This window comes from Paenibacillus marchantiophytorum, from assembly GCF_014640555.1.
GTDB classification, from domain to species: domain Bacteria; phylum Bacillota; class Bacilli; order Paenibacillales; family NBRC-103111; genus Paenibacillus_E; species Paenibacillus_E marchantiophytorum.
On sequence record NZ_BMHE01000005.1, the window covers coordinates 14,222 to 40,794 of the forward strand.

Sequence of the window (26,573 nt, forward strand, 5' to 3'; positions counted from 1 at the left end):
GACGAAAGGAGCATCCTCATTGAGCAAAGAGAAAATCATCCATGCAGCAGTTGACGTATTTTCAGAGAACGGATACCATCGGGCAAGCATGGACGAAATCGCCCTGAGAGCGAATGTAGCCAAAGGAACTCTCTACTATCACTTTCCAGGTAAAGCCCAATTGTTTAAAACACTTGTTGTAGAAGGCTTCCAGGAGGTTATTGATAAAATTCGCGCCGATCTTCAGGCTAATCTCACTCTCGAAGAACAAATTAGACGAATTGTTAGGCACAATCTCGATCTCTTTTTGGAGTCCAGCGGATTAGCTCATATTGTTTTTAATGAATTATCCAATGGCATCGACCAGGAAGTGCTGGAGGAATTGAAAAACCTGAGAATAGACTACATACATTTTCTTGCTGAGGTTTTGGAAGAAGGCAAGCAAGAAGGCTTGCTTCGCGATGTTAACTGCAAGTTAGCCGCCGCAGGCATTGTCGGGATGCTCGACAGCGCAGCTAATTATTTTATGAGCAATAGGCATGAATTGTCTCGTGAGCATATGGAACGATTCTTCTACACAATCATTACGTCGGGGTTGATTATGACTGCAGGTGAGTAATTCACCTTTTTTTGATTTTATTGTACTGATTAGTCAGTTTAAGTGAAAATTGAATGAAAGCATGGTGATGTGAATGAATGGGGAAAATTCAGCTTCCGCTTTAAACGAACTGATTCCGTTATCTTATTTTAAAGACATGCGCGATTCCTCTCCGGTGTCGTTAAATAAAGAAAAAACAACATGGAATGTTTTCAAATATGAAGATGTTAAAATGATTTTCACTCGTCACGACCTGTTTTCCTCGCAAGGTGTAGAATCCGTGAATGATCCCATTGAGTCGAGTATTCTGAGACAGGATCCGCCCAAACATCGGCGATTGCGGATGCTTGTATCTCAGGCTTTCACGCCTCGGATCATCCAAGGACTAACAGCTAAAATTGAGGCGATAGCGGAAGCGTTATGCGATCAGATGGAAACAAACGCCAAGGTCGATGGTCTGCCTGACTATGCGAGCCCACTGCCGATTATCGTTATTGCCGAAATGCTGGGCATTCCACCGGAAGATCGTGAGCGTTTCAAAGCGTGGTCGGATGCACTGGTTGGGAACGATTCCGATGGCTATTATCAATGCCAGCAAGAGATGAGTGTCTATTTTAGCGAAATTGCTGATAGGCGGCGACTGGAACCTCAGGACGATTTGATTAGCAATCTTGTGCGCGCCAATGAAGAAGGAGCACAATTAAGCGATGTGGAAGTGATCGGTTTTTGCATTCTGCTGCTTGTAGCGGGAAATGAGACCACAACCAACTTGATTTCTTCAGCCATGCTTCTCTTCGACGATCATCCGGATGCAAAAACACAACTCAAAGCGGATAATACCTTGATCCCACAAGCGCTTGAAGAGGTTCTTCGTTACTGTTCACCTGTTCAAACGATGATAAGAACGGTAACGCAGACAACGGTTCTACGCGGGCAAACGCTGACTCCTGGCCAAATAGTCAACATCTGGATTGGCTCGGCCAACCATGATGAAGCTATCTTCGAGCATCCGGAAATCTTCGATATCCACCGCAATCCGAATCCCCATCTCGCCTTTGGTCACGGCATTCACTTCTGTTTAGGCGCGCAACTAGCCCGTTTGGAAAGTAAAATAGCCATGCAAACGCTGCTCCGGCGGTTCCCTGAATTCCGACTCGATCACTCACAGCCCTTGGAGCGGATCGACAGTTGGATTATGTTCGGGGTCAAGCAATTGCCGATTATTTTGCGACGTTAATACCGATGATTCCTGTAAAGGCGAATTTACATTCAATTTGAATGGGAATTCGCCTTTATTTTATGGTTTTCTTCCTGTTTTCTACTTTAGTAGTGTCAATATCCTACCTGCGAATCGTAGCAAAGGCTCTATGCTATGTGTTGGCATTCCGTATAGGGAAATCTCTATTAAATCGACTTTAAACGGGTTTCTTATACTTTTTGTTTATACTTTTGTAGCTTTTCGTTATATTTCGATTACCTGTTTTATGATAATTTAGGGATATAAAGGATTATAATCCTTTAATGATATTATTTGGCGGTATAAATTATCTGAAAATTTAGTTTTTTTTATTCCGAATAGTATTAATACGATGGGAGGCGGTGCCTGATCCAACTGAAGTATTTTACAAGATAGGGGGGAATTTATGGGTGCTTAGACTTATGAAGAGGCGTGTATTGGCTTAATCGAGCTGCCTTTGGCGGTCACCCTCAGGATTGGCAATTATTCGGAGCAGAATGGAGTTCCGCACCGCTTCATCATTCCATTGGAGGATCATCTGTTTCACCATCAAAAGGAGGGAAATTATGAAGCATGCAACGTCTTTGAAGAAGAAAGTTTTTATCCCTATTGTTCTGTATCTGCTATGCTTCTCGCAATTGCTTTTCCCGTTGGTTTCAAGCACTCCCCTTGCGCAAGCGGCAGCTAACGGAGCAAGCAATGTGACCGATGAAGCATTTTTTGGCGTGTGGAATGGAACGAACAGGACATGGTCCACGCCCGGCAAACTGAAATATGCAGGCTTTCCGGGCTTAAGCCCGGTAGAATCGAATGTAAAATCGGGAAATTACGCACAGGCCCAAACAGAGCTGCTGAACTACTTCAAAAATCGAAGCGCTCCGACTGCGCCAACTAATTTTGGCGCCAATGCCAACCTGGTTCCGATCTTGATGGATCAAATCATAACGCCGCTTAAAGAGTACTACTTGACGACCTTTACAGTTGCCGACAAGCCATCGAAGTACAGCACGAACATGCTTTCTACTGTAAAAGGCGCCGTTGGCTCCAAGCTCACTTATATGTTAATGGGCCGTCATAAGGGCGCGAATCGCGCAAATATTTACAGCCGCGAACAGGATTGCTCACAAACTGCTATTGCCCAATGCCGCCCCACTCTGTCGGTCCAGTATACAAGTGGATCAACCGTCCAGACAGCAGATTTGACTCCAATCAAGGATACTTTCATTCGCGGCAACGATACGACCATCCATGCGGGCGAGACGCTTCTCCAGGTACAGGAATCCGGCTCTCCCTATGATTCGGATACGCGTAAAGCTTATCTGACGTTTGATTTGGCATCGATTAAAGGGACGGTCACGGCTGCTTCGCTTCATCTGTCAGGAAATACCCAATCAAGCGGAAGCGTCGACTTGATGATCTATCAATCAGGAGATACGGCCTGGAATGAGAATACGATCACTTATGCGAACCATGCAGGAAAGACCTTTTCGTGGCAAGGGTTGTCTTCCGGAACGGACTGGAAGGGTCCGGGGGTGAACACGGCGGAAAGCGAATACAGATATCAAATTACTCGATTTCACTGGTTGGAGCCTCTGATTGCTCAATATCAGGCAACGAGGACGGAAACCTATGCGGCCAAATATATTGATTATATGCTCGATTTCATACGCGATGCCGATTCATACGGCGGTGCCAGAGGTTCCGCATCTTTTCCGAGAAGCTTCGATGCCTCTATTCGGATTGGCAATTGGATAAAAGCCTATCAAGCGTTGAAGGGCAGCCCTTCCATGAATGCTTCAGCCAGTACGGATATTTTGAAAACGATTTGGAAAACGGCAGACTACCTGAATACACCTGAAGCCTTTAGAGACGGCCATAACTTCGGAATGGCCCAAACAAATAGCATGTACAACATTGTCAAATATTACCCAGAATTTGCCGATGCGGATGTGTGGTATTCCACAGCTAATGTGCGAATGAATCAATTAGCCACTTCCTCTATTCGAAGCGACGGCTCTTATATCGAATCGACAAGCAGCTATGCATTGAGTATGGCCAATAACTTTTTGGAATTTAAACAGACCGCCATCGCAGACGGGATAACTTTAAGCGCTGAATTTGATAACAAAATACGAAGTTTAGCCAAATATATGGCCGACCTTTCGAATCCGAGCGTCTCGTTGCCCAATTTCGGCGACGGCAGGTATAACAGCAGCAGAGAGTTTCTGAAACGGGCGGCTAGCGGTTACAACGATCAAACCTTCCTTTATATAGGAACGTCCGGAGCGCAAGGAACGCCGCCTTCCTACACGTCGGTTCTGTATCCGGAAAGCAAACTTGCCGTCATGCGCAGCGGCTGGCTGCCGAATGACCGCTATTTGTTCATGAATCTCAAACAAGACGCGGCACATCGGCATACCGATGATAATGCAATAGATTATTACGCTTATGGCAGAAGACTGCTTGTTGATCCAGGCACTTATACCTATACGAGTAATCCGATTTCCAACTGGCTGCGCTACTCAGCGGAGTCGCATAATACAATTGAATTCAACGATGCGACTCCGAATATAACGGAGGCAGCACTTCAAATGTGGACCGATAACAAAAAATTCAATTTCCTGGAAGGCATTACGCGGAACACGGCTGGATTCAAGCATTACCGCGACGTCCTGTTTCTAAAATCTTCCTACTCGATCGTTTCCGACTATGTGCAGGCTCCGACCAAAGTGAACAAGTTTCAGCAGACTTGGCATTTCCTGCCCTCGGCAAATCCGACAAAGAAGCCGATTACGAATAAAGTCACAACTACATTTAATGACACCAACGGAAATATTCAGGTTGTTCCGGCCGATCCGGGGCAATTGGTTGCCACGCTCGATAATGGGTATTTTTCAGACGTACAGTATTCGGTCACTGATGCCACGTAAGCTTCCTATACGAAAAATGTTTCCGGTGATACGACCTTCGATACGGTCTTGTATCCGACCGCAAGCGGCGATAACCGCGACATCCAGGTCAGCCGCCTTGCCACTCTGCCTTCCGTTCCAACAACCATAGCCAGTTCGATCAAGATTGACAATATCGGAGACGCCGGAGTTTCGGGCTACTACTACTTGTCTCACGAAGAAGTTCCGCAGACGGCGCGCAGTTTTGACACGTTTGAATTTAACGGGAAGCTTGCTTATGCGGAGAAATCACAAAGCACAGGACTCATGAAAACCGCGCTCCTGAAATCGGGTAAGATTTTCAAAAAAGGCGGCACTGAAATAATCTCATCCCCAGGAGTCATCGATCATATTGCTGTCGATTGGAAGGGAACAACCTTGGACATTGCTGGTTCTAATTTAGTAGCAGCAAACGATCCTAATGCTGTATCTGCAATCAAGATTTATGCCCCTGGAGTTACAACGGTTAGCCTTAACGGCAGCACGATTCCTTTTACGGTTTCCGGCAATTATATTTACGCGGTAAGAGTAGCAATAAACTAACTAGACCGCTTTTCAAGACAGCCTGAATTACGACAAGATTCATCGCCCATGAATACCCCTTCGTCAGCAGAAGCTGCAGACAAGGGGTATGTTCTTACTCCGTATCAACTTGTTGCAATAATGGCTTTCAGCTCTTTGACAAATTTTTTGCACGCCATGGACTGATGCCGATTTTTTAATCTTATCGAGCAGAATGACACCTCCATGTCATCTCCAGTAATTTCCAAGGCAACTGTACTGCCTGTAAGGATGTAGGGATCATATTTCAAGCCGATTTCTGTATAGAAACCAATGGCAATGCCTTCCGTGATGATGCGTTTGGCCGCTTCCGAATTTCCCAGCTTAAACAAAATATTCGGCTCCCCATATTGTTTCAACTTTTCTATGACGTATTCGGAGTTCAGGATAATAGGTTGATCAACCAGTTCGTTTATCGAGATGCTGCCCCGGTGAGCGAAAGGGGAATTTCGGCCTACACAAGCCATAATTCGATTGTCCATTAACTTTTCCAAAGTCAATAGTTTATTGGTCTCTGTATAGTGCTTGGACACCGCAATGAAGCCAATATCGACGTTCCCGGATAACACTTCCTGAACAATTTGCAAATAATCAAGTTCCAGCATTTCCAACGCGACTGCCGAATGCTTTTCTTTGAAAATCGCTAGCGTCTCGGGCAATACGCTTAGGCAAAAGCTATGAACGGAAGCAATGGAGAGCAATCCCGAGAGTTCTCCGGCATCGTGGCCGACGGACTCCCTAAGTTCTTGTAATTTGTTGATGATCTCCTCTGCCTTGGCAATGACCAGTTTGCCTTCTTCCGTAGGTACAGCTCCAAGACGAGAGCGGATAAAAAGCTTGACACCCAACTCTCTCTCGAGCGATACAATCGCTTGTGAGATATTCGGTTGGGTAATATGTAGTTTCTCGGCTGCCAGGGAAATAGAACCTGATTGGTTGATCTCGATTAAAAAAAGCAATTGTTCGATCCTCATTGTATCTCCCCCCCGAATATTCATATTAGTGTTAATATATGCCATATATGGGAGTAAAGCAATGATAGCAGAGACCTATTTTAATAGTAACGGGCCCTCTGTGTTGAACCTGTTTTGCTTTTTCATTTGATCGCGTATAACGAAACGGGAAAGCAAGATGCTGATTTCGTATAACGCAAACAACGGGATAGCTACCATGAGATGAGATACCAGATCGGGCGGCGAGATGAGACTGGCTGTGATGATCAGCACCAGATAGGCGTACCTGCGGAATTTATGCAGAAGCTTGGGATTAAGCAATCGAATTCGAGTCAGAAACATAACGACAATAGGCAATTCGAAGGCAATGGACAGCGGCAGAACGATGTTAATCATAAAACTGAAATATTGAGCGACACCATAGGTTTGGGTCAATCCAAGATTTTCTGAAATACGGTTCGTGAATGTCATGCTCATGGGGAAGACAATGAAGTAGGCAAAGGAAAGTCCAATGATAAAACAAAGAAGTGTGTACGGGATATAGCGGAGCGTGGCGCTTTGTTCCGCCATCGTAAGACCTTCCTTCACGAAGCCCCAGATTTGAAAAAGGATATAAGGAAGTGTAATTGTAAGCGCAATAACAAATGCGATCATCATGTAGATCCGAATCCCATCTACGGGTGAGAACACATGCCAGCTTATGTTCGCAGCGGGAGGCGCTTCCTTGAAATACAGAAAAATTCTTTGAGCTGCGAAAAAGCCACCAATCATCGTAAGAGCTAGGATAATCACAATCCGGATAATACGTGTTCTAAGTTCAGATAAATGATCGATCAACGATATCTCTTTTTCCCGTGGCATGCAAGACACCTCCACAATCTTTTTTGATGTTACGAACCAGCCATCATTCGTTTAAGCTCTAATGTGTGAAAGCCATTCGACATTTTCGAATGAATCTCCATTATAATTTGAATATCTTCAAACGAGTATTTGCGAACACCGCCTCTGCTTCTTTCCGGAAAAACAAGCTTGCGATCCTCATAGTAGCGTATTTGTCTTTCCGATAATCCCGTCAATTCGCTGACCACGCCGATCTGGATGACTTTATTTTTCATTATTTTTGACATCATCGTTATCCAACCTTTCCTGCCAACATATGAGTTCAGTACAAAATATCTTAAATCAACTCTATCACTCTGGCATTCCTGCATCAAATCATCCATTATTATCTTGGTATAAGTAATATTTATGTCATGCCCTCTTACACAAACTAGTGACGATACGGGTCACAAATGGATATGTTTAATGTGTAATCTAAACAAAATGAAACGGAGTTGATGATTTATGCTTCAAAATATTGGAATTCCGGGTCTCATGCTAATCTTAGTTGTTGTTCTGGTGATGTTCGGTCCATCCAAACTACCGGAACTAGGTCGGGCTGTCGGACGTACGCTGTTTGAGTTTAAGAACTCGGCCAGAGAGCTTATTTCTGATAGTAAAGACGCGGCCGATCCTGTAGAGTTTGATAACAAGAAAGTCTAACCTTCCGACAAAAAGTGCGGACAGGCCTTTGATTACAGCCACGGCTAGCGACAGAAGATGATTCCTGTATTCAACAGGGGTCATCTTTTTTAATTCCCAAGTTTCAGTAGAATTTTTCCATTTAATGTGAGAAAATGCACTTATTAACCCTTTTTATAACATATAAGGACAATGATGTTTGTTTTTCGATGATTTTTTTATAATGGAGGTGAATTCTATCTTGCTTCTTTAGTCTATCCAAATGAGGAGGGAAACGATGATCAAATGCATAGGGCAAAAAAGGCGAAGAATTTTTTTAACACAGTCGTTTTCCTATATGACCATTTTACTGTTCACAATCGGCTTGAGTATATTGCTTTACTGGAAACCGGATCAATATAACCTGCTTCGCCTGGACTTTATCAGACGGTTGTTACAAGGCCGTTTGGACAACCAATTTTATTTGGAGGAAAGTCTGAAAATGTTCGAAATTCGTTTCAGCAGCGATATCTTTGCTGTGTTTACCCTTCATATTGAAGCCCACTTTTATGTTGAGAACAATCCATGCATAGACGAAAAAGAGAAAATCAAACGGGTTCGATCCATCGTGTCCACAGTAGCTGCTGATTTAATTAATGTTGAGCACGTGGGATATGTGGTAGAAATTAACGATCTGCTGGCCTGTATGGTAAATCTTAGAAGTATCGACCCAACCGATCATGCTAACGTATCGAAACTGCGTAAGATGGCAATCGAAATGCAGCAATTGTTGAAAAATAAGTATCAAATCGATCTAACGATTTCCATTAGCAGCCTCCACCGATCCATCCTAGGAATCTCAGATGCGTATCAAGAGTCTTTGAATGCTTTGGAGCACAAACTTATCTTGGGCAGCAAGCAAATTATTTCTTATACTGACATTCGACAAGATCCCTCAGATGAACCTTTCAAGGGGTACTACTATCCTTTAATGATGGAACAAGTATTAATAAATGCGATTAAAGCGGGTGATTATGCCAAAGCCAAGAAAACACTGGATGCCGTTGTCGAACGGAATTTGAACATCCATCCAGTAACCCTTCCCTTTGCCCGTTGCCTGAAGTTTAATCTGCTTAGCACCGTAGCAAAGGCTCTTTGCGAAATAAGCGATCCCACAGAAGATGAGTATGCAGCAAGCATGGCAGTCATTGAACATTTGACTGAATCCGAAAGTATCCAGGATATGTTGATGCAATTGACGAATTTGATTAAGAAAATTTGCGATAGCACGCTCACCACTTGCAAATCGAACAGGCTTCAAATAAGACAGCAAGATTTGAAAGAATTAACCCAGAATGTGTTGGCATTCATTCAGGAACATCACCGGGATTCAGACTTAAACATTACAAAGGTCGGGCACTATTTCGAGATCAAGTCCACTTATCTATCCAAGCTATTCAAAGATCAAACTGGCGAAGGCCTGCTTGATGTCATCAACAAGGTACGCATTGCGCATGCGAAAGAACTGATTTTAGTACAAAAACATTCCCTGAATGACATTTCAAATTTGGTGGGATTCAGTGAAGTTAATACCTTTTTCAGACTTTTCAAAAAATACGAAGGGATTACTCCCGGCAAGTATAGGGAAATCTCTATTAAATCGACTTTAAATGGGTTTCTCATTTTTTTTGTTTATACTTTTGGAGCTTTTCGTTATATCACATCCACCTATATTATGGTAATTTAGGGACATCACGGATGAAAACCCTTTTGCAATGAAATTCCGGTGATAATTATCTGAATATTTAAAAATTTACACAGCGAAATAACACCAAATGAGGAGGTGCCTACTGAAATAAGTGATGTCAAAGCGCACTTTATTACCATCATTGATGTATTTCATTTAAGACGGGAGGAAAATTTATGGGTATGACTTATGAAGATGCTGTACACCTGCTGCATCGAGCCAGCTTTGGCGGTACGCCGGAGGAATTTACAGCCTGCATTCAGCTTGGCCGTCAAGAATCGGTGAGACGTCTGCTAAGTGGGATCTCATTGACGGACAAGCCGGAAGCTCTGGTAAATTTTAATCTAATGACTCGGGAGGGGCGGCCTGGGGGCAAGCGACCGCTTACCGCTTCTAGAATTTACGATCAACAGCAATATTGGCTGTACCTCATGGTTAATACACAAGCGCCGCTCGTGGAGAAGATGACACTGTTTTGGCATGGTCATTTCGCTACGGCTTTCTATAAAGTCGACGATATGCTCCCGATGTACCAGCAAAACGTTCTATTTCGCCAGTATGCGCTAGGCAATTTCAAAGAGCTTGTGCAGAAGATCGGCAAAGACCCTGCCATGATGTTCTGGCTTGACATGAATAGAAGTAAAAAAGAGGCGCCCAATGAGAACTATTCTCGTGAATTGATGGAACTTTTTACACTCGGCATAGGCCATTATTCGGAACAGGATGTGAAAGAACTGGCGCGCGCTTTTACCGGCTGGAGAATTATAAATTCGCAAGCGAGTTTCAATGCGAACTGGTACGACCCAGGCGTCAAAACGCTGCTTGGTACGACAGGCAACCTGGGTTATACGGAAGCGGTTGAAATCATCCTGAAACAGCAGGCGTATCCGATATTTCTTGCTACCAAGCTGCTTAAATTCTTTGCGACGGCTAATCCTCCCTCTTTCTGGATTGAGCTTGTGGCTAACAGTATTCGAACGAAGAATACGATTGGCGAAGTGCTGCAAGAGTTATTTAATTCAAATGAGTTTTATAAACAAAGGTATCGCAAACGTTTATTCAAGTCGCCAACGGAGTATGTCGTCAGTACGTTTCGAGCGCTTGGATTGACAATCAATGAGCATAACTCTTACCTGCCAGCTAAAAGTATGGGGCAGGAACTCTATAATCCACCGGATGTGTCCGGTTGGGATGGCGGCGATTCCTGGCTGAATTCGGACAGAATGGTTGGACGGCATCAGTTTGCAAGCATGATTGCCAGAAGTATGAGTGATTCCAAGCTTAATTCCAGCGAGTTCAAGCCTGCTCAGCCTAGCAATCCTGATGATTGGTTAGCTATGTGGTGTAAGCGGTTTGGCATCGGAGAGCTGTCGCCAAGTACGAAGACAAGCTTAAGATCCTATGCCAACGATACCGTTGTGAATTCAAGTCAACCAATTACAGGGATGCGCGGTTTAATGCAGCTTGTCCTTATGAGTCCTGAATCGCAAATGAAATAATTGAGGAGGTGTGTATAGATGAAATTATCGAGACGCGATTTCTTACTTAAAGGAACAGCGATGTTTGCAACTTTGGGATTAGGCGAAGTATTGCTGCCAACAGGGGGGTCGCTATTTGCGCAAGAACCTGCCGATGGTGAAACGGTGCTTGTGGTCGTTCAATTGGGAGGCGGCAATGACGGCATCAACACGCTGATTCCATACGGACAAGGAGCTTATTATGATGCAAGGCCCACTCTGGCTTACCAACAGTCTGAAGTGCTCGCTTTGAATAATCAAGTGGGACTCCACCCAAGCCTTAAGAATTTAAAAAGATTGTATGACGCCAATAAACTGGCTGTTATTCAGGGAGTCGGTTATCCGAATCCGAACCTTTCCCACTTCCGCTCGATGGAAATCTGGCAGACGGCAGAACCGGCGAAAGTGATTAGCTCTGGCTGGCTGGCACGTTATGTCGAATCATCGCTTAGAGGCAATGTCAATCCCCTAAGGGCGGTGCAAATAGGCGGAAACGATCTGGCTTTTCATTCTGACAATTTAAGCTTTCCTGTTCTTGGCTCTCTTGAGAGCTTCCAAATCTTCAGTTCCGATACGCCGGTGTTGGACAAAAACAGATTAAATCAAGCCTATCTCGGCATGTATGGCGTTCAGAATCATATGGAGGCGCTGCGCATCACATGCCAGCGAGGTCAGGAGACGCTGAATACCGTGGAAGCGGTCCAAGCGATGAATGGCGGCTATGTGAACAGTGTCCAATATCCATACAGGGGAATAGCTGGCGGTTTACAAACGATCGCCAAGTTAATCGCAGGCAAATCCGGTACAAGGGTATTCAATATCGTGACTGGCGGCTTTGACGATCATCTGGATGAGAGAGTGCAACATGCCGAATTACTTGCTGATTTAGATCAGGCGCTAGGCGCTTTCTATGATGATTTAGTCGTGCAAGGGGCGGCGCATCGAGTTGCTGTTATGGTGTTCTCCGAATTTGGGCGCAGAGTCAAGGAGAATGGCAGCGCAGGCACTGATCATGGTGCGGCTGCGCCGATGTTTGTACTCGGCGGCAAAGTGAAAGGCGGCCTCTATGGCGCTTATCCGAGCCTGACCGACCTCTCTTATGGGGATTTGAAATATCAGGTGGATTTCCGATCTGTGTACAGCACCATCCTAGAGAGTTGGCTAAAAGGCGATACGCAGTCGGTGCTCGGCAAGACTTATGAGAATTTGAATATTTTTTGATTTCAATTAGTGACAGGAGGGAAATTATGAGTGCTTGGACTTATAAAGAGGCAGTTCATTTACTTAACCGTGCCGGCTTTGGCGGTACGCCAGAGGAGATTGCAGCTTGTGTCCGACTTGGCTGTAAAGAGTCCGTTAGGCGTTTAATAGGCGGAATATCGCTGACGGGCAAGAACGAAGAGTTGGCTGAGTTTAATACAATGTACCGGGAGGCAGATAAAAAAAGGCCGCTTTTAGAAAACAGAATTTCGGATTGGGCACAGTATTGGATTTACCGTATGGCTTACTCGCAATTTCCGCTTGTGGAGAAGATGACGCTATTCTGGCATGGGCACTTTACTTCGGCGGAGTCTAAAGTTGACGAAACGCGGTTCATGCAAGTGCAAAATAGACTGCTTCGCCAATATGCGCTGGGCGATTTCAGAGAACTTGCTCATAAAATCGGCAAAGACCGGGCTATGATGGTATACCTCGATTTAGACAGAAGCAGGAAAGATGCGCCGAACGAAAATTATGCTCGTGAATTTATGGAAATTTTCACCCTTGGAATTCGCAATTTTACGGAGCAGGATGTGAAAGAACTGGCGCGCGCGTTTACGGGTTGGAGGTTTGGGGACCCAGCGTTTATCCAAGATTATTGGGTCGATAAAGGCACCAAAACCCTGTTAGGAGTAACCGGCAATTTGGGCTATACGGAGGCGGTTAATATCATTTTGAGCCAGCCTGCTTATCCGAAGTTCATGGCGAAAAAGCTGCTCAGATTTTTTGCCGTGGACAATCCTGACCAGGTCTGGATCGATCATGTTGCTAACAATATCAGCAAGATGAAAACGATGGGCGAAGTACTGCAGGAGCTATTTACTTCAAATGAATTTTATAATCCAAAGTATCGCATGGCTGTAATTAAAGCGCCGGCAGATTATGTCGCCGGTACGATCCGGGCACTTCAAATGTATGTCTTCGCCAGTGATTCCTCCGAAGCCGCAAAGTATATGGGTCAGTTTCTCTTCATGCCGCCGAATGTGGCCGGCTGGCCGGGAGGAGAAGCTTGGCTGGAAGGATTGATGTCGCGTTATTCTTTTTCAGGCAACATAGCCGCAAAAACGGATATTAATAAAAGCGAGTTTAAACCTGCTCAGCCTGCCGATCCCGATGCATGGATCGATGTGTGGTGCAAACGGTTTGGCATTGCGGAGCTATCGCAGAATACGAGGGCGGGCTTACGATCATATGTGAAGGACACCATCATAAATTCGAGCCAACCACTTGCTGGGATGCGCGGTTTGATGCGGCTTGTCCTCTTATGTCCTGAAATGCAAATGAAATAATTGAGGGAGGTGTGCGAAATGAAGTTATCAAGACGCGATTTTTTAATAAAAGGAACAGCAATGTTTGCAACGTTGGGATTAGGCGAGGTGCTGCTGCCAACAGGCGGATCGATTTTTGCGCAAGGTGCGGAGGGGGCGGGCGATGAAACGTTATTTGTCTCCATTTATTTGGATGGCGGTAATGACGGACTTAACACGCTGATTCCATATGCACAAGGAACCTACTATGATGCGAGGCCGACTCTCGCTTACAAACAATCTGACGTGCTCGCATTGGATAATCAGGTGGGACTCCATCCAAAACTTGTGAATCTGAAGAAATTATATGACAACAAGAAGCTGGCGATTGTACAGGGAGTCGGTTATCCGAACCCGAACCTTTCTCACTTCCATTCAATGGACGTATGGCGTACAGCGCAACCGGAGAAAGTCGGTAAAGCCCGTACCACCAGTTGGATATCACGGTATATCCAATCATCGCTTAAACCAGGCGATACTCCGTTAACAGCCACGAAGATTGGCGGTATTTATAATGTTGACAGCTACCATATCTTTTCTCCTGACATCCCTGTGTTGGAGTTAAACAGATTTAAGCAAGCTTTTAATGAAATCCATGCTTCTAACAACAATATGGAGCAATTGCGAGTCATTGGCGATCACGCGAGAGCAACAATGGAAGCTGCAGGTTATATTCAATCGAAGATTAGCAATTATGTACCAGGCGTACAGTATCCAGACCTAGGCCTTGCTAATAGTCTTCAGGGAATCGTTAAGTTAATGGCCTGCAAAACGGGCACAAGGGTGTTCACAGCGTCGCAAGGTGGTTTTGACGATCATCATCATGAGCTTTACCAACACGCTAAATTGTTGGGAGAGGTAGACCAGTCTATAGGCGCATTTGTTGAAGATTTGGATAAAAATGGGTTTTATAACAGGGTTGCCGTATTGGTGTATTCCGAGTTTGGACGTAAAATCAAGGAGAACGGTAATCAGGGCACTGACCATGGTACGGCGCAGCCGGTGTTTGTTTTCGGCGGCCGGGTGAAGGGCGGACTTTATGGCGCCTATCCGAGCTTAACCAACCTTGATGGCGGAGATATGAAATGCCACGTGGACTTCCGGTCTGTGTACAGCACAATCCTGGAGAGCTGGTTAAAGGGAGATACGCAGTCGGTGCTTGGCAAGACCTATGAGAATTTGAAGATTTTTTAACAGCTAAGAGGCTATCTCGCAAGCAGAACGATACGATGTCGAGATGGCCTCTCTTTCCATATTTATTTCATTCGAGACGGGAGGAACATTATGAGTGCTTGGACTTATCGTGAGGCAATACATTTGCTTAATCGGGCAAGCTTTGGCGGTACGCCTGAGGAGATTGCAGCCTGCGTCCGGCTTGGACGTCAGGAGTCGGTAAGGCGTTTAGTAGCGGGCATATCGCTGACGGACCAACCGGAAGCGTTGGATGATTTTAATGATATGTGGGTGATTTATCTCAAAAGAAGACCTACAGGTTCCAGAATAACAGATCATTCACAATACTGGATTTACCGTATGGCTTACTCACAAGCTCCGCTTGTAGAGAAGATGACACTGTTCTGGCATGGGCATTTCGCTACGGCGCAGTATAAAGTTAACCATGTTCCCAAAATGTTAAATCAGAATACATTGTTACGCCAATATGCGCTAGGCAATTTCAGGGAACTTGTTCATAAAATCGGCTTAGATCCGGCAATGTTAAAATGGCTCGATTTGCTCAACAGTAATAAGAGTGCGCCGAACGAGAATTATGCTCGTGAATTGATGGAGCTTTTCACCCTCGGAATTGGCAATTATTCGGAGCAGGACGTGAAAGAACTGGCACGCGCACTTACGGGTTGGGATGACAACGGCGTTACAGCGTTTTTTAAGCAATCATTTTTCGATTCAGGAACTAAAACAGTACTTGGCGTAACCGGCAAACTGGGTTATACGGAGGCAGTTAATGTGGTCTTGGGCCATCCGGCTTTTCCGAAATTTTTGGCGAAAAAGCTGCTCAGATACTTTGCCGTGGACAAGCCTGACCAGCTCTGGATCGATCAAGTGGCGAACAATATCAAGACGATGAATACGATAGGCGAAGTGCTGCAGAATCTATTTAATTCAACGGAATTTTACAATCCCAAGTATCGTATGGCTGTTATCAAAGCGCCGGCCGATTACGTTGCTGGTACGCTTCGAGCTCTTAAATCGCGTGTAGAAGCCAATAATAGCTCCTATGTTGTTGGCGGTATGGGCCAGGAGCTCTATTCGCCTCCGGATGTGGCTGGCTGGGCTGGAGGGGAGGATTGGATGAGCGGATTGTATGGACGTTACCGTTTCGCAGGTACCATAGCCTGGACTTTTGAAGGTATTAATACTAGCGAGTTCAAACCTGCTCAACCTGCCAATCCGGATGCATGGATAGATATGTGGTGCACGCGGTTTGGCATTGCGGAATTGTCGGTGAGTACGAGGGCAGGCTTAAGATCGTATGTCAACGATATCATCATAAATTCGAGCCAACCGCTTGAAGGAATGAAAGGTTTGCTGCAGCTTGTCCTTATGAGTCCGGAAGCCCAGATGAAATAATCAAGGAGGTGTACGTTATGAAATTGACAAGACGCGATTTTTTAATGAAGGGCACAGCGATGTTTGCAACTTTGGGATTAGGCGAAGTATTGCTGCCAACAAGCGGTCCGCTATTTGCGCAAAGTGCGGGTGGGTTAATCGATGAGGAAAAGGTACTTGTTGTCGTTCAACTGGACGGCGGCAATGACGCCCTGAACACGCTTATTCCGTACGGACAAGGACTGTATTATGATAACAGGAAAACCCTCGCTTATAAACAGTCTGAAGTGCTCACTTTGAATAATCAGATGGGCCTTCATCCCAAGCTAGTAAACCTCAAGCGATTCTATGACACCAAGAAGCTGGCTATTGTGCAGGGTGTCGGTTATCCGCAGCCGAGCCGTTCTCATTTCCGCTCTACGGCCATATGGCAAACCGCGATACCGGAGACAATCAGTACTTCCGGCTGGCTGGCGCGTTATGTCGAATCATCGCTTACAGGAAATAAAAATCCGCTAAGGGCCATGCAAATGGCAGGGAAAGGGGCGTTTGAATCCAGAACTTTCCGCCCTGGATCAATTGGGGGCTACGAGATCTTGGCGGGAGATAACAGAATAAATCAAACTTTTAAGGAAATCTATGCGACTCCTTCCAACAATATAGAGTCTTTGCGAGTCGTTTGCCAATACGGCCGGGATGCAGAACAAAGTTCGAAAGCGATTCAAATGATGCTTGGCAATTATGTGGCTGGCGTCAAGTATCCAGACCATGGCTTTGCAGGTACTCTTCAGGGGATTACCAGATTGCTCGCCGGCAAATCCGGTACAAGGGTGTTCCACACACAACTTGCCGGTTTTGACGATCATAACAATGAGAAAGAACAGCACGCCGCCTTGCTGGAAGTGTTTGATCAGTCTCTTGGCGCGTTTTATGAAGATCTAGAAAAACATGGACTGGCAAATAAAGTTGCTGTCATGGTATATTCCGAGTTTGGACGCAGAGTCAAGGAGAACGGCAATCTAGGTACTGACCATGGCGCGGCCGGACTGGTGTTTGTTCTAGGCGGTCAAGTGAAAGGCGGCCTTTATGGCGCCTATCCGAGCCTAAGCGATCTGGATGAGGGAGATTTAAAATACCAAGTGGATTTCCGCTCTGTGTACAGCACTATTTTGGATAGCTGGTTAAAAGGCGATACGCAATCGGTGCTCGGCAGGACGTATGAGAACTTGAAGTTCTTTTAATAAACCAGCTAATGATTTGTCAACACTTGTGTCTTAGTGACGGAGGTTCTGTCTATGGAAAAACATCCGATTCAAAATGAAAAATCTCAAGTTTCTCTTGGTAATCTTGTAACGTGTCTAGCGCATAATAACAAAAAAGAAGGTTACCATCACTTTTTTAAAACCACCGATTGTGCTACATGTCCTATTCAAATGCAATGCACGACGGACAAAGAAGGACAACCAGTAAGAAGAGAACGAAGCAAAAATAAGCAAAGCTCATAGTGAAAACTGGATCATTAGCATGAAGACCCCTTCGTCCGGCAGAAACTGCGGACAAGGGGTCTTGCTGCATGTACTTCCTAGTTTCTCAGCAAATCAATTCGACCACACACGCAGTTCATTCAACGCAATATTGCCCCACTGGCGGTTCCCATTATTAACCTTCAGCCTCATTTTGCTCGTTGTAACCGTAGGAAAAACAACATCTCTCGTCTCCACTGTACTGGTGTTAAGCCCCCAGGCGATAGCCGCATTAGATAGCGCTGCTGCCCAGCTGGTGCCGTTGAAATACTCGACATCCACATTCGTAATTCCTTGGCCGATGCCGAAATGGGTGGCTAAGCTGAGCTTGCTCGTGGTGACGGAACTGCTCCCGAAGTCCAGCGTAATGTACTGCGGGAATGTAAACGAGGTCGCGCTGGACCACGCTGTGGAGTCGCTGTTATCGTTAATATTGGTGATTGCTCCGGCATTCCCCGCCGGGAACGTGGTACTTGCCGCTGCTGAAGCCGCAGCGTTAGCCTGGGCGTTGTACAGCTCCAATTCATTCACCGCTATGTTCCCCCACTGATGGTTTCCGCTATTGACCTTCAATCTGAGTTGTGCGAAGGTTGTTGGCGCAAAGCTGACGGTCTTGATTTCATCGGCGCTGGTGTTGGAAGCCCATGTGAGATTGATCCCCGATTGAATGGGCAGCCATGCCGAGCCGTTATAGTATTCAAGATCGAAGTTCGTTATCCCCTGCCCCTGGCCAAACCTCGTATTTAGTTTCAATTGATTGGCCGTCACCTGAGCCCCGCCGAAATTGAGCGTGATATAGTTCGGAAACGTTGGCGTCGTGCTGCTTGACCAAGCATAGTCATAATACGTGTCGTTGATATTTCGGATCACGGCGGTCGTCGCGTTTAAAGATGCGAATGTCGTGCTTGCCAGAGCACGCGAAGCCAGATCATCGGCTGCTGCTTTGGCTATCGTCGGATACGCGACCGGTGCCTTGTTCGTTGCCGGAGGCACGGAACCTTGGTACTCGTGGGCACCGATATCAGGGTCTCCGTTATACAAACTATTTCCGAAGTAGTCTCTGTCACCATTCAATGTAATGGGAACACCGGCGCCAATCAACGGAGAAGTGGGCTGCAGCTGGTATCCGCTCACCGAATTCATGCCGTTGCCTCCGCTGCCTGGGCTGACAAACTTCGGATCACTCGTCACTTTGTGCGTATCTGAGCTGACCAGTGTACTGCCGCCATAATAGGCGTTGTAATCAAATGATTGACCCGTCAGATTCCATCCGCGATCTCCTGCGCTGTAATAAGCGTTGTTATAGTTTTTAATGTTGGTCGGAGAGCCTGAGGTCTTCGTGAAATAATCGCTCATAACCGGATTGCCGGATTGGCTGCCTACATAGATCGTATTATTGTGATTTGTCACATTTTTAATCGAACCGCTGTACCTGTAAATGCTTCTTTTGTCGTTTTGGCTGATATTATACCTGACAACCGTATCGACCGTGTAGTACGTATCATTCACAAAAAGCATAAAACCGCCTGCATTATCATGGCTGTAGTTATACTGAACCAGCGAGCCAATGTTCCCCGCATCAACGTCAAATCCCTCGCCGTCCTCGGCGCCATTATGACTTCCGAACGACTCGTTGAATTGCACGACGTTACGATCCGAATAGGCCCACCAGATCGATGCATTCGTTGCCAGATAGGTAGCTTCTTGAACCGTGTTGCGCTCAACGACTGCCCCGTCCGTCACGTTCCAAGCTATTCCGCCCGTAGCTGGTCGAATGATTGTATTGTTGGAGATTCTCAGATTGGTCGTCGGTGTCCACGGTCCGTAAGGCTTAGGCACCCAAGGCCATAAATCACTCATCCCATAGCGAAGAATACAATTGGAACTGATGTAAATTCCGTAAGCATCCACATCCGTCAATACATTGCCATCGATAAGAATTTCATCGAAAGCGCTCGGCACATTCGATCCTACAGAATCGAAAATAATGCCCCCGGCGCGCGTTGTATAGATCCCATCCACATCGTGGATGTTCATATTTTTCACATAAATATGATGCAAAATCCCGCTTTCCTCATTTAAAATATAAACACCACGCCGTTCACCACGCGCACTATTGGTTAAAGGCCCAGCAAACGGATTGGTCACTTCCAAATTGTTAATTTCCCAATACTGCTGGTTTTTCAAAAGCACGGTTGACAGCTCCGTAGTTACGCCAGCGATAAGCGGCTTGCTGCCCGTCCCGTACTGGTCAATGACGATCGGACTTCCGCTGGCACCGGAACCTTTGGGCCATAGCTGACCGCTCCAGCTGCCGCCTGCCTTGAATAAAATGCGGTCCCCGGGAGCAAAGCTTGTGGCATTCACCTTCGCCAAAGATTGCCACGCTGCGGACGTACTCGTTCCGCTGTTGCTGTCATTGCCTCCCGCATTATCTACGTAGTAGGTCGTTCCAGCTGCCTCAGCAGTTGGCGGCGTTGCAACACTCAGGCTGAGAAGCATAACGGTCGCAACGATCAGGCTGATGATTTTCCTTGCCGTCCATTTGGACATAAAACACCTTCCTTCCAATTTTGTTTATGTAATGCCTCGCATATGATCCCTCAATGGATTTATTTGAAGCGCTTACAACACACGAATTACAACTTCTCATTCACCAACTTTCACAGCTTGATAAAGCCTGTCATTTACCTTAATTCGCGCTTGCGAAATCCTTGTTTGAAGCTCCTCCTTATATTTGTCCTCTATATAATCTTTGAGGATTTGTTCCTTGATTTCCTCAAACGGGGTATAAGCGGAACCGGGCTCGCTTTTCTCAACACATTTCATGAGGATATAGCTGCCATTCTCTTCAATGACATCGCTTATTTCCTGAAGCTTCAACTTCAGTGCTGCTTGTGCGGCAGGACTTCTTAGATTTTGTCTAATGTTGTTTGCAGCAAATTGCTGCACGGAAACCGCTCCCTCCGGCATATATGCTTTAGCAACCTCTTCCCAATCTGCCCCAGATGAAAGCTTAGCCTTCACCTCTTCCATCTCCTGCCGTTTCTTTTCTTTCAAAGAAACTTGATGATTAGCATCAAGAAAAGTCAGCACAACCTGCTGCACCTTCACAGAACCGGGTGACGCATATAACGAATCTTTCTTCCTCTCATAAAAGGCCTTCAGACCTTCGCCATCCGCTAATCCCGCCGCTTCCCGTTCTTGCATTTTCTTCTTCACCGCTATATTGGCATTGCTGAGCATATATTCAAAATAGCCATCCTCGCTATACTGGGTTGGTCCGAACACAGCCTGTTTGTTCTGGATGGCTTGCTGTCTTCTTTCATTTTCCCGCTTCCACTGCTGCAAAAAACTCGGATAGCTAATATCTGACCATACACCGTTTTCCTGCGCAATGATTTGTTGCATTTTAATGCTCACGCTGTCGTCGAGCGCCTTTTTCTTCCATGCATCCCCTGACGTTTTACCAAAGTTGGCCCTATTCTTGCGCAATGACTTATTAAATTCAACGACGCTAATGGGAATCTCATTGACCCAAGCCATGTCATCGCTTCTTGCTTGAACTACTAATAAATTCCCCTTTGCCCAACCAACGAGAGTAACCGCAGTGAGCACGAAAACTACTGCGGTCATCCATTTGCCTAAGCCTGCTTTACGCTTCATTTATTTCATTCACTTCCCAGAACTCCTTCAAAGCAACAACCTTTCGATCCAGCCTTGACCGCTCCGCCGCAAATGCCATCAAGTGGCTCTGCACCGATTGAGCCGCAGATGTCAATCCATCCCCTTTACTGTCCTCTTGAACCAGCTTAATGAAATCACGAATCAGACCGAAATCCCCGCCACCGTGCCCGATGTGTCCGCCAGGGATTTCAAGTGCGATTTGCGTAGCTGTGCCTGTTGCGAAATCGATCACTTCGATCTCATTTTTCTCCATCGCACCGCGAATTTCGCCTTTCGTTCCCATCAATTTCAGCGTTCTGCTGCAATCTTTCGTAAATGCGCTCATCGTAAAAGCAGCCGTCACTTCGTTGGCAAATGCCAGATTGACCACTTGATGGTCAACGACATCATTGTCGCAATGATACACGCATCTGCCGTACGGCCCTTCTTGCAGCGCTTTGGTGCGGGCTTCCAAGCTAAGATCATCGCTGATCGCAGAAGTAGGCCAATATATATCGTCCGTCAGATACACGTTAGGCGCATAGTATAGACATTGATCCGAAACCGGGCATCCGTCCAAGCATCGCTGCGGTGCTCCCTCTGGGGCATTTTCCTTTTTAAAATGAGACAAAGATCCAAATGAGGATACATGCGTGCAATCCGCTCCTGCCAACCATAGAATGATATCCAGGTCATGGCAGGATTTGGCCAAAATCATCGGACTGGATTCGGCAGCTTTGCGCCAATTGCCTCTAACAAAGCTGTGTGCTTGATGCCAGTACGCTACATTCTCATTATGTTGAATCGACATGAGCTGTCCAATCGCACCCTCACCCAACAACCTCTTGATCGTTGTGAAGAAATTCGTATACCTGAGCACATGACAAATCGAAAACACGCGTTCAGCTTGCTCCGAGCGCTTCCCCATTTGGATACATTCCCATGGATCGGGAGACATCGGTTTTTCGAGCAGCACGTGATAACCCGCTTCCAAAGCTTTCATCGTCGGTTCAAAGTGCATATTGTCCTGCGTGCAAATAAGGACGGCATCCGCAAGATTAGGTTTACCCAGTAAATCTTCCCAGCTCTCGAAACAGAACTCATCCGACAATCCGTGCAGCGCTTGAAAATTGTGTCTTCTACTCGTATTAGGTTCAGCGACAGCAACAACCTGCAGTTGATCTGGATGCTCAAGCGCATATCCCGCATAGTTAACTCCTCTTTGTCCCGCTCCGATTAATGCCACTGTTATTTTTCGCATGTGTTACCCCGCCTTCGTTTTATTCCTTCACACTGCCTACAGTCATTCCTTTGATAAAAAATCGTTGCACGAACGGGTACACCAATAAAATCGGCAGTGCCCCCATGAAAATTTGCGCAGTGCGAAGCGTTTTCTCACTCAGATTCTCCAACTGTTTGAGCTGCTCAACATTGACAGACTGCATTTGCGCATTCATTGCGGTAATTAAGGTGGACAGGTAGGTCTGAAGCGGATATTTATCCGGTGAATTCATGTATAGAATACCGTCAAACCAAGAATTCCAGTGTCCGATAATGGTAAATAACCCAATGGTCGCAATGGCTGGCAGCGAGACTGGCAAATAGATTTTCCATAGCAGCGTCCAATGACTTGCTCCGTCAATCGTTGCAGCTTCTTCCATTTCTCTGGGAATCCCTCGAAAGAAGTTCAGCATCATAATCATATTCCATACATTCAATGCGCCAGGCAGAACAAGCGCCCAGATCGTATTGATCAGCCCGGTTGATTTGACAATCATATACGTCGGAATGAGTCCTCCGCCCAAGAAAATCGTAACCGCAAAAAACCACACATACACGGTTCGGGAGCGAAATTGCGTCGTTTCTTTGGCAAGCGGATAAGCGGTAATGAAAATCAGGAACATATTAATGACCGTTCCGAGCACGACCCTTTCCAGGGAGACACGGAGTGACCTCATAAATTCCACCTTATGTCCAAGATACACGTAAGCATCGAGCGTAAAGCCAATCGGCAACAGCTTCACTTCGCCAGCCATCGCCGCTGTGTTGGAGCTTAACGAGACAGCGAGCAGGTGAATGAACGGCACAATACCGATGATCGTAATGAAGGTAAGTACCAAGGCATTCATCAAGACGAACAGCTTTCTGCTAAACGATGGTTTATAAACCATATGAAATCCCCCAGCCGTCTAAAATATTCGGTAATTGCTGAATTTGTACGCCAGATAGTAGGATAGCGATACCAATCCGACGGATATGCCCGACTTAAATAGTCCCACTGCCGCAGCAGGCGCAAACTGTTGACTGAATAGACCAAGCCTGTAAGTGAAGGTATCAATAATATCAGCACCCTGGTACACGGTTGGATTGTACATGATCAAGATCTGATCAAACCCTGCATTCAATATATTTCCAAGGCTTAATGTCGTCATGAGAATGATGATTGGCATCATCCCCGGCAATGTAATATGCATCATTTGCTTCCATTTGCCAGCCCCGTCTACTTCGGCAGCCTCGTATAGACTTGCGTTAATGCCGGTAATAGCAGCCAGAAAAATGATCATATTGTAGCCCATGCCCTTCCAGACATCCGAACCAACCATAATCGCTCGAAACCAATTATTGCTGCCCATGAACATAATCGGCTCCAGACCCATACTTGAAATCATGCCGTTAATAGGGCCTCTCAAGGAAAACAACTCCAGAATGACTCCGCCAAGAACCGTCCACGCAAGAAAAAACGGCAGAAAAATACTCGTCTGAATCATGCGTTGAAACCACTTTTTGGTGATCTCATTCAGCAGCAGCGCCAAAATAAGGGGAACCGCTAACGAAAAGATGATTTTCAAAGAGGCGATGAGCACCGTATTCCACAAAACCTGGTTAAAGTCAGGCAGGTTGAATACATATCTGAAATTTTTCAGCCCCACCCATTTGGATTTGAAAAAGCCAAGCACCGGTTCATATTTTTGAAATGCCATCACGACGCCAAGGATAGGGCCGTAAGCATAGACAAGCGTAACTAAAACGCCAGGCAGCAGCATTAGATGCAGCGGCATATCTGTTTTTATTCTCAACTGTGTAGCCTCCAATCGCACCCAAATTCAGCCATCTTACTATGAAAAATGGCTTCGCCGCCCTGAGAGATCAGCCTCTTAGCGACAAAACCTGTTAAGGGAACTAGAGGACGCTATTTCGGCAAATAGCAGGGTTGTTAGGGCAATAGCGGAACTACAGGGTCTTATCTCCACCAAAAGAGCTGAATTTCCCAGAAAACAGCAAAATAGCGTACTGTAGTTCCCTCAACCTCGCAATAATGACGCTTTTTGCTAGAATAGCGCACTGTAGTTCCCTTATCTCCGTGCGAGCAGCCCGGGCAACTCCTCGTTCACTCCAGAATAAAGGGAGAGATTGTACAAATGCTCCCCCGCTGTATGCTTTACCTTATTTCACTGCATTCTTCGTATACCACTCGTTGACTTCCTTCGTAATATCGTCGCCGCCAAGCTTCTTCCAGCTCTCCACATACTTGTCAAACTCGCTTATAGGAGCGCCCATAATAATCTTGGTATACGTTTCGTCGAGCAGCTTATCGAGCTGCGCACCTTTCTCAATCTGTGTTTCCGTCGGAACGCCATAGAACTCGTTGAAGAACACCTGCTTGTTGTCACGAATTTGGCGCGTTATGCCCCAACCACCGTTTTTGGCTGCACGGCTGTAGTATTGACCCCAGTTGGAGCCTTTTGTGGCGTTCGTCGTATCGCCAGCAAGGAATTCCTTGGTTGCTTTGAACACGTCGGCAACATTCTTGTAATTTTCATCATCAAGAGTAATAGCATTTTGTTTGGCATCCAAAGCCTTGTTAACCTCTGTATAAATGTTATCGATTTGAGCAGGATTATAGATTCTTGGCACAAACCAGTTGTACACGTACCCATTTTCTGCTTTGTTTTTCTCCAGATACTGTTTTTTGCCCATTTCAATGTAGAAGTTAATCATCTTAATCGCAGCTTCTGGATTTTTCGCTTTTTTGTTTACGGCAATAATGTGGCTCATTCGTACCTTGCCAACCATCGATTTCCCTGGCTGACCATCCAGCGATGGAATCGGATAAGCTTCCCATTCTGCATTGGGATCTTTATCCTTGCTAATATTAAGCGGCCAGTTCGGGTACCACCATTCACCGTATGAAATGCCAACTCTGCCGGCAACGATATCTTCAACAACCTTGTTCTCGTCTTTCAGAGCAAATTCTTTATCCAGCAGACCTTTCTGATACCAAGATTGCAGCTTGGCAAGAGCGGTTTTCGTTTCGGGCTGGATTTCACCTGCGGCAAGCTTGCCGTCTTTGCCTTTCAGCCAAGCTTTGGGAGCTGTGCCATAGCCGTTAAACACACCACGGGCATCAAATCCCCAGCCGATCAGAGTTTTCTGCATCGCGATGCCATACCGATCATTCTTACCGGTTTTACCTGGATCGTTTTTGACAAAGGCATCAGCAATTTTCTCCAGATCGTCAATTGTTTTTGGTGGCTGCAGGTTGAGACTGGTGAGCCAATCCTTCCGAATCCACAAGAGCTGCGTGGAGAGATACGGATCCTCGAACCCCGGAATACCTAATATTTTGCCATCTGTCGTCGTGGTTTTCATGGCAAATCCGCCGTCCACCTGCATATAGTTCTTTAAAGCGGGAGAGGCATATTTGTTATAGGCATCTGTCAAATCTGCAAGCATACCCTGACTTTTCAATTTCTCATATTGCAGCGTATCCAGATCCAGAATATCAGGCAAATCGGCAGAAGCAAGCGCAAGCGAAAACTTCTGTTCGAATTGTTCCGTCGGCACGCTCCATTTATATTTCAGATCAATATTGAGCATCTCTTTCAAATCTTTCAGGTAGGCGTTCTGATCAGGTGTAATTCCCTTGGGTGTCTTCGGATCTTCCGGCGGGCGGAAACCCAGCACTTCGGTAACCGTGACTGTTTGCGCATATTTACCCAACGGATCTACATTTTCCGTTTTTGGGGAGCCTGTCGTTTGCGGTGCTGCACTCCCTGTACTTGAAGCGCTTTCATTGTTGCTGCTGCATCCCATAAGCGTTGTCGATATCAGTGAAGTAAGCAGGACAGAACGGACTAGCTTTTTTCTCATGTTATACCCCCCACATTTTATGCGAATTAAGTAACTGAAACTATCGTTGTTATTGGTC

22 protein-coding genes are annotated in these 26,573 nt (G+C 45.9%); 13 read left to right on the forward strand and 9 right to left on the reverse strand.

From position 1 onward, the window contains the following. Nucleotides 1–19: 19 nt before the first annotated feature. From IEY34_RS06920 to IEY34_RS06935, 4 genes are all read left to right on the forward strand, one after another. Entirely contained in the window at nt 20–598 is a 579-nt protein-coding gene (locus tag IEY34_RS06920) for a TetR/AcrR family transcriptional regulator (protein ID WP_189009616.1), read from the forward strand. Nucleotides 599–671: 73 nt separating this feature from the next. Further along, a complete protein-coding gene (locus tag IEY34_RS06925; protein ID WP_189009619.1) occupies nt 672–1,814 on the forward strand; it encodes a cytochrome P450 in 1,143 nt (380 codons plus the stop codon). Between the two features lie 566 nt (nt 1,815–2,380). Then, the gene (locus IEY34_RS06930; RefSeq protein ID WP_189009622.1) at nt 2,381–4,744 is read left to right on the forward strand and encodes a heparinase II/III family protein; all 2,364 of its coding nucleotides are present in this window, start codon (nt 2,381–2,383) and stop codon (nt 4,742–4,744) included. A 48-nt stretch (nt 4,745–4,792) separates the two neighbouring features. Then, complete coding sequence (locus IEY34_RS06935) at nt 4,793–5,305, forward strand: hypothetical protein (RefSeq protein WP_189009625.1); 513 nt, start codon at nt 4,793–4,795, stop codon at nt 5,303–5,305. A 104-nt stretch (nt 5,306–5,409) separates the two neighbouring features. Here IEY34_RS06935 and IEY34_RS06940 read toward each other — a convergent pair whose 3' ends face one another. The 3 genes from IEY34_RS06940 to IEY34_RS06950 all read right to left on the reverse strand — a co-directional run bounded on the left by IEY34_RS06940 (nt 5,410) and on the right by IEY34_RS06950 (nt 7,406). Continuing rightward, a complete protein-coding gene (locus IEY34_RS06940; protein ID WP_189009628.1) occupies nt 5,410–6,297 on the reverse strand; it encodes a LysR family transcriptional regulator in 888 nt (295 codons plus the stop codon). Between the two features lie 75 nt (nt 6,298–6,372). After that, entirely contained in the window at nt 6,373–7,137 is a 765-nt protein-coding gene (gene tatC, locus IEY34_RS06945; RefSeq protein ID WP_189009631.1) for a twin-arginine translocase subunit TatC, read from the reverse strand. A gap of 29 nt (nt 7,138–7,166) precedes the next feature. Continuing rightward, entirely contained in the window at nt 7,167–7,406 is a 240-nt protein-coding gene (locus IEY34_RS06950; protein ID WP_308422986.1) for a MerR family transcriptional regulator, read from the reverse strand. A gap of 214 nt (nt 7,407–7,620) precedes the next feature. Between IEY34_RS06950 and tatA the strand changes: the two genes are divergently transcribed. From tatA to IEY34_RS06995, 9 genes are all read left to right on the forward strand, one after another. Beyond that, complete coding sequence (gene tatA / locus IEY34_RS06955; RefSeq protein ID WP_189009634.1) at nt 7,621–7,818, forward strand: twin-arginine translocase TatA/TatE family subunit; 198 nt, start codon at nt 7,621–7,623, stop codon at nt 7,816–7,818. Nucleotides 7,819–8,074: 256 nt separating this feature from the next. Continuing rightward, entirely contained in the window at nt 8,075–9,523 is a 1,449-nt protein-coding gene (locus tag IEY34_RS06960) for a helix-turn-helix transcriptional regulator (RefSeq protein ID WP_189009637.1), read from the forward strand. Nucleotides 9,524–9,699: 176 nt separating this feature from the next. Next, the gene (locus tag IEY34_RS06965) at nt 9,700–11,022 is read left to right on the forward strand and encodes a DUF1800 domain-containing protein (RefSeq protein ID WP_189009640.1); all 1,323 of its coding nucleotides are present in this window, start codon (nt 9,700–9,702) and stop codon (nt 11,020–11,022) included. Between the two features lie 18 nt (nt 11,023–11,040). After that, nucleotides 11,041–12,261, forward strand: coding sequence for a DUF1501 domain-containing protein (locus tag IEY34_RS06970; RefSeq protein WP_189009643.1), 1,221 nt, complete (start codon nt 11,041–11,043; stop codon nt 12,259–12,261). Between the two features lie 26 nt (nt 12,262–12,287). Further along, complete coding sequence (locus tag IEY34_RS06975; RefSeq protein ID WP_189009646.1) at nt 12,288–13,589, forward strand: DUF1800 domain-containing protein; 1,302 nt, start codon at nt 12,288–12,290, stop codon at nt 13,587–13,589. Nucleotides 13,590–13,607: 18 nt separating this feature from the next. Continuing rightward, nucleotides 13,608–14,801, forward strand: coding sequence for a DUF1501 domain-containing protein (locus IEY34_RS06980; protein ID WP_189009648.1), 1,194 nt, complete (start codon nt 13,608–13,610; stop codon nt 14,799–14,801). Between the two features lie 90 nt (nt 14,802–14,891). Then, nucleotides 14,892–16,196 carry a DUF1800 domain-containing protein gene (locus IEY34_RS06985; protein WP_189009650.1) on the forward strand — a complete coding sequence of 435 codons (1,305 nt, stop codon included), beginning with the start codon at nt 14,892–14,894 and terminating at the stop codon, nt 16,194–16,196. Between the two features lie 17 nt (nt 16,197–16,213). Further along, nucleotides 16,214–17,416, forward strand: coding sequence for a DUF1501 domain-containing protein (locus tag IEY34_RS06990; RefSeq protein WP_189009652.1), 1,203 nt, complete (start codon nt 16,214–16,216; stop codon nt 17,414–17,416). A 54-nt stretch (nt 17,417–17,470) separates the two neighbouring features. Then, on the forward strand, nt 17,471–17,680 hold the full coding sequence (locus tag IEY34_RS06995) for a hypothetical protein (protein WP_189009653.1): 210 nt from the start codon (nt 17,471–17,473) through the stop codon (nt 17,678–17,680). Nucleotides 17,681–17,773: 93 nt separating this feature from the next. On the opposite strand, the gene IEY34_RS07000 is transcribed toward IEY34_RS06995, so the two are convergent. The 6 genes from IEY34_RS07000 to IEY34_RS07025 form a co-directional block, all read right to left on the reverse strand. Beyond that, complete coding sequence (locus IEY34_RS07000) at nt 17,774–20,251, reverse strand: hypothetical protein (RefSeq protein ID WP_189009655.1); 2,478 nt, start codon at nt 20,249–20,251, stop codon at nt 17,774–17,776. Between the two features lie 96 nt (nt 20,252–20,347). Continuing rightward, entirely contained in the window at nt 20,348–21,364 is a 1,017-nt protein-coding gene (locus IEY34_RS07005) for a peptidylprolyl isomerase (protein WP_189009657.1), read from the reverse strand. After that, nucleotides 21,354–22,625, reverse strand: coding sequence for a Gfo/Idh/MocA family protein (locus IEY34_RS07010; RefSeq protein WP_189009659.1), 1,272 nt, complete (start codon nt 22,623–22,625; stop codon nt 21,354–21,356). The genes IEY34_RS07005 and IEY34_RS07010 overlap by 11 nt, the downstream gene beginning before the upstream one ends. A gap of 19 nt (nt 22,626–22,644) precedes the next feature. Then, on the reverse strand, nt 22,645–23,535 hold the full coding sequence (locus tag IEY34_RS07015; RefSeq protein ID WP_189009661.1) for a carbohydrate ABC transporter permease: 891 nt from the start codon (nt 23,533–23,535) through the stop codon (nt 22,645–22,647). 18 nt (nt 23,536–23,553) lie between these two features. After that, entirely contained in the window at nt 23,554–24,423 is an 870-nt protein-coding gene (locus IEY34_RS07020; RefSeq protein ID WP_189010124.1) for an ABC transporter permease, read from the reverse strand. Between the two features lie 385 nt (nt 24,424–24,808). Beyond that, nucleotides 24,809–26,515, reverse strand: a complete 1,707-nt coding sequence (locus tag IEY34_RS07025; protein WP_189009664.1) for an extracellular solute-binding protein — start codon at nt 26,513–26,515, stop codon at nt 24,809–24,811. Nucleotides 26,516–26,573: the final 58 nt, after the last annotated feature.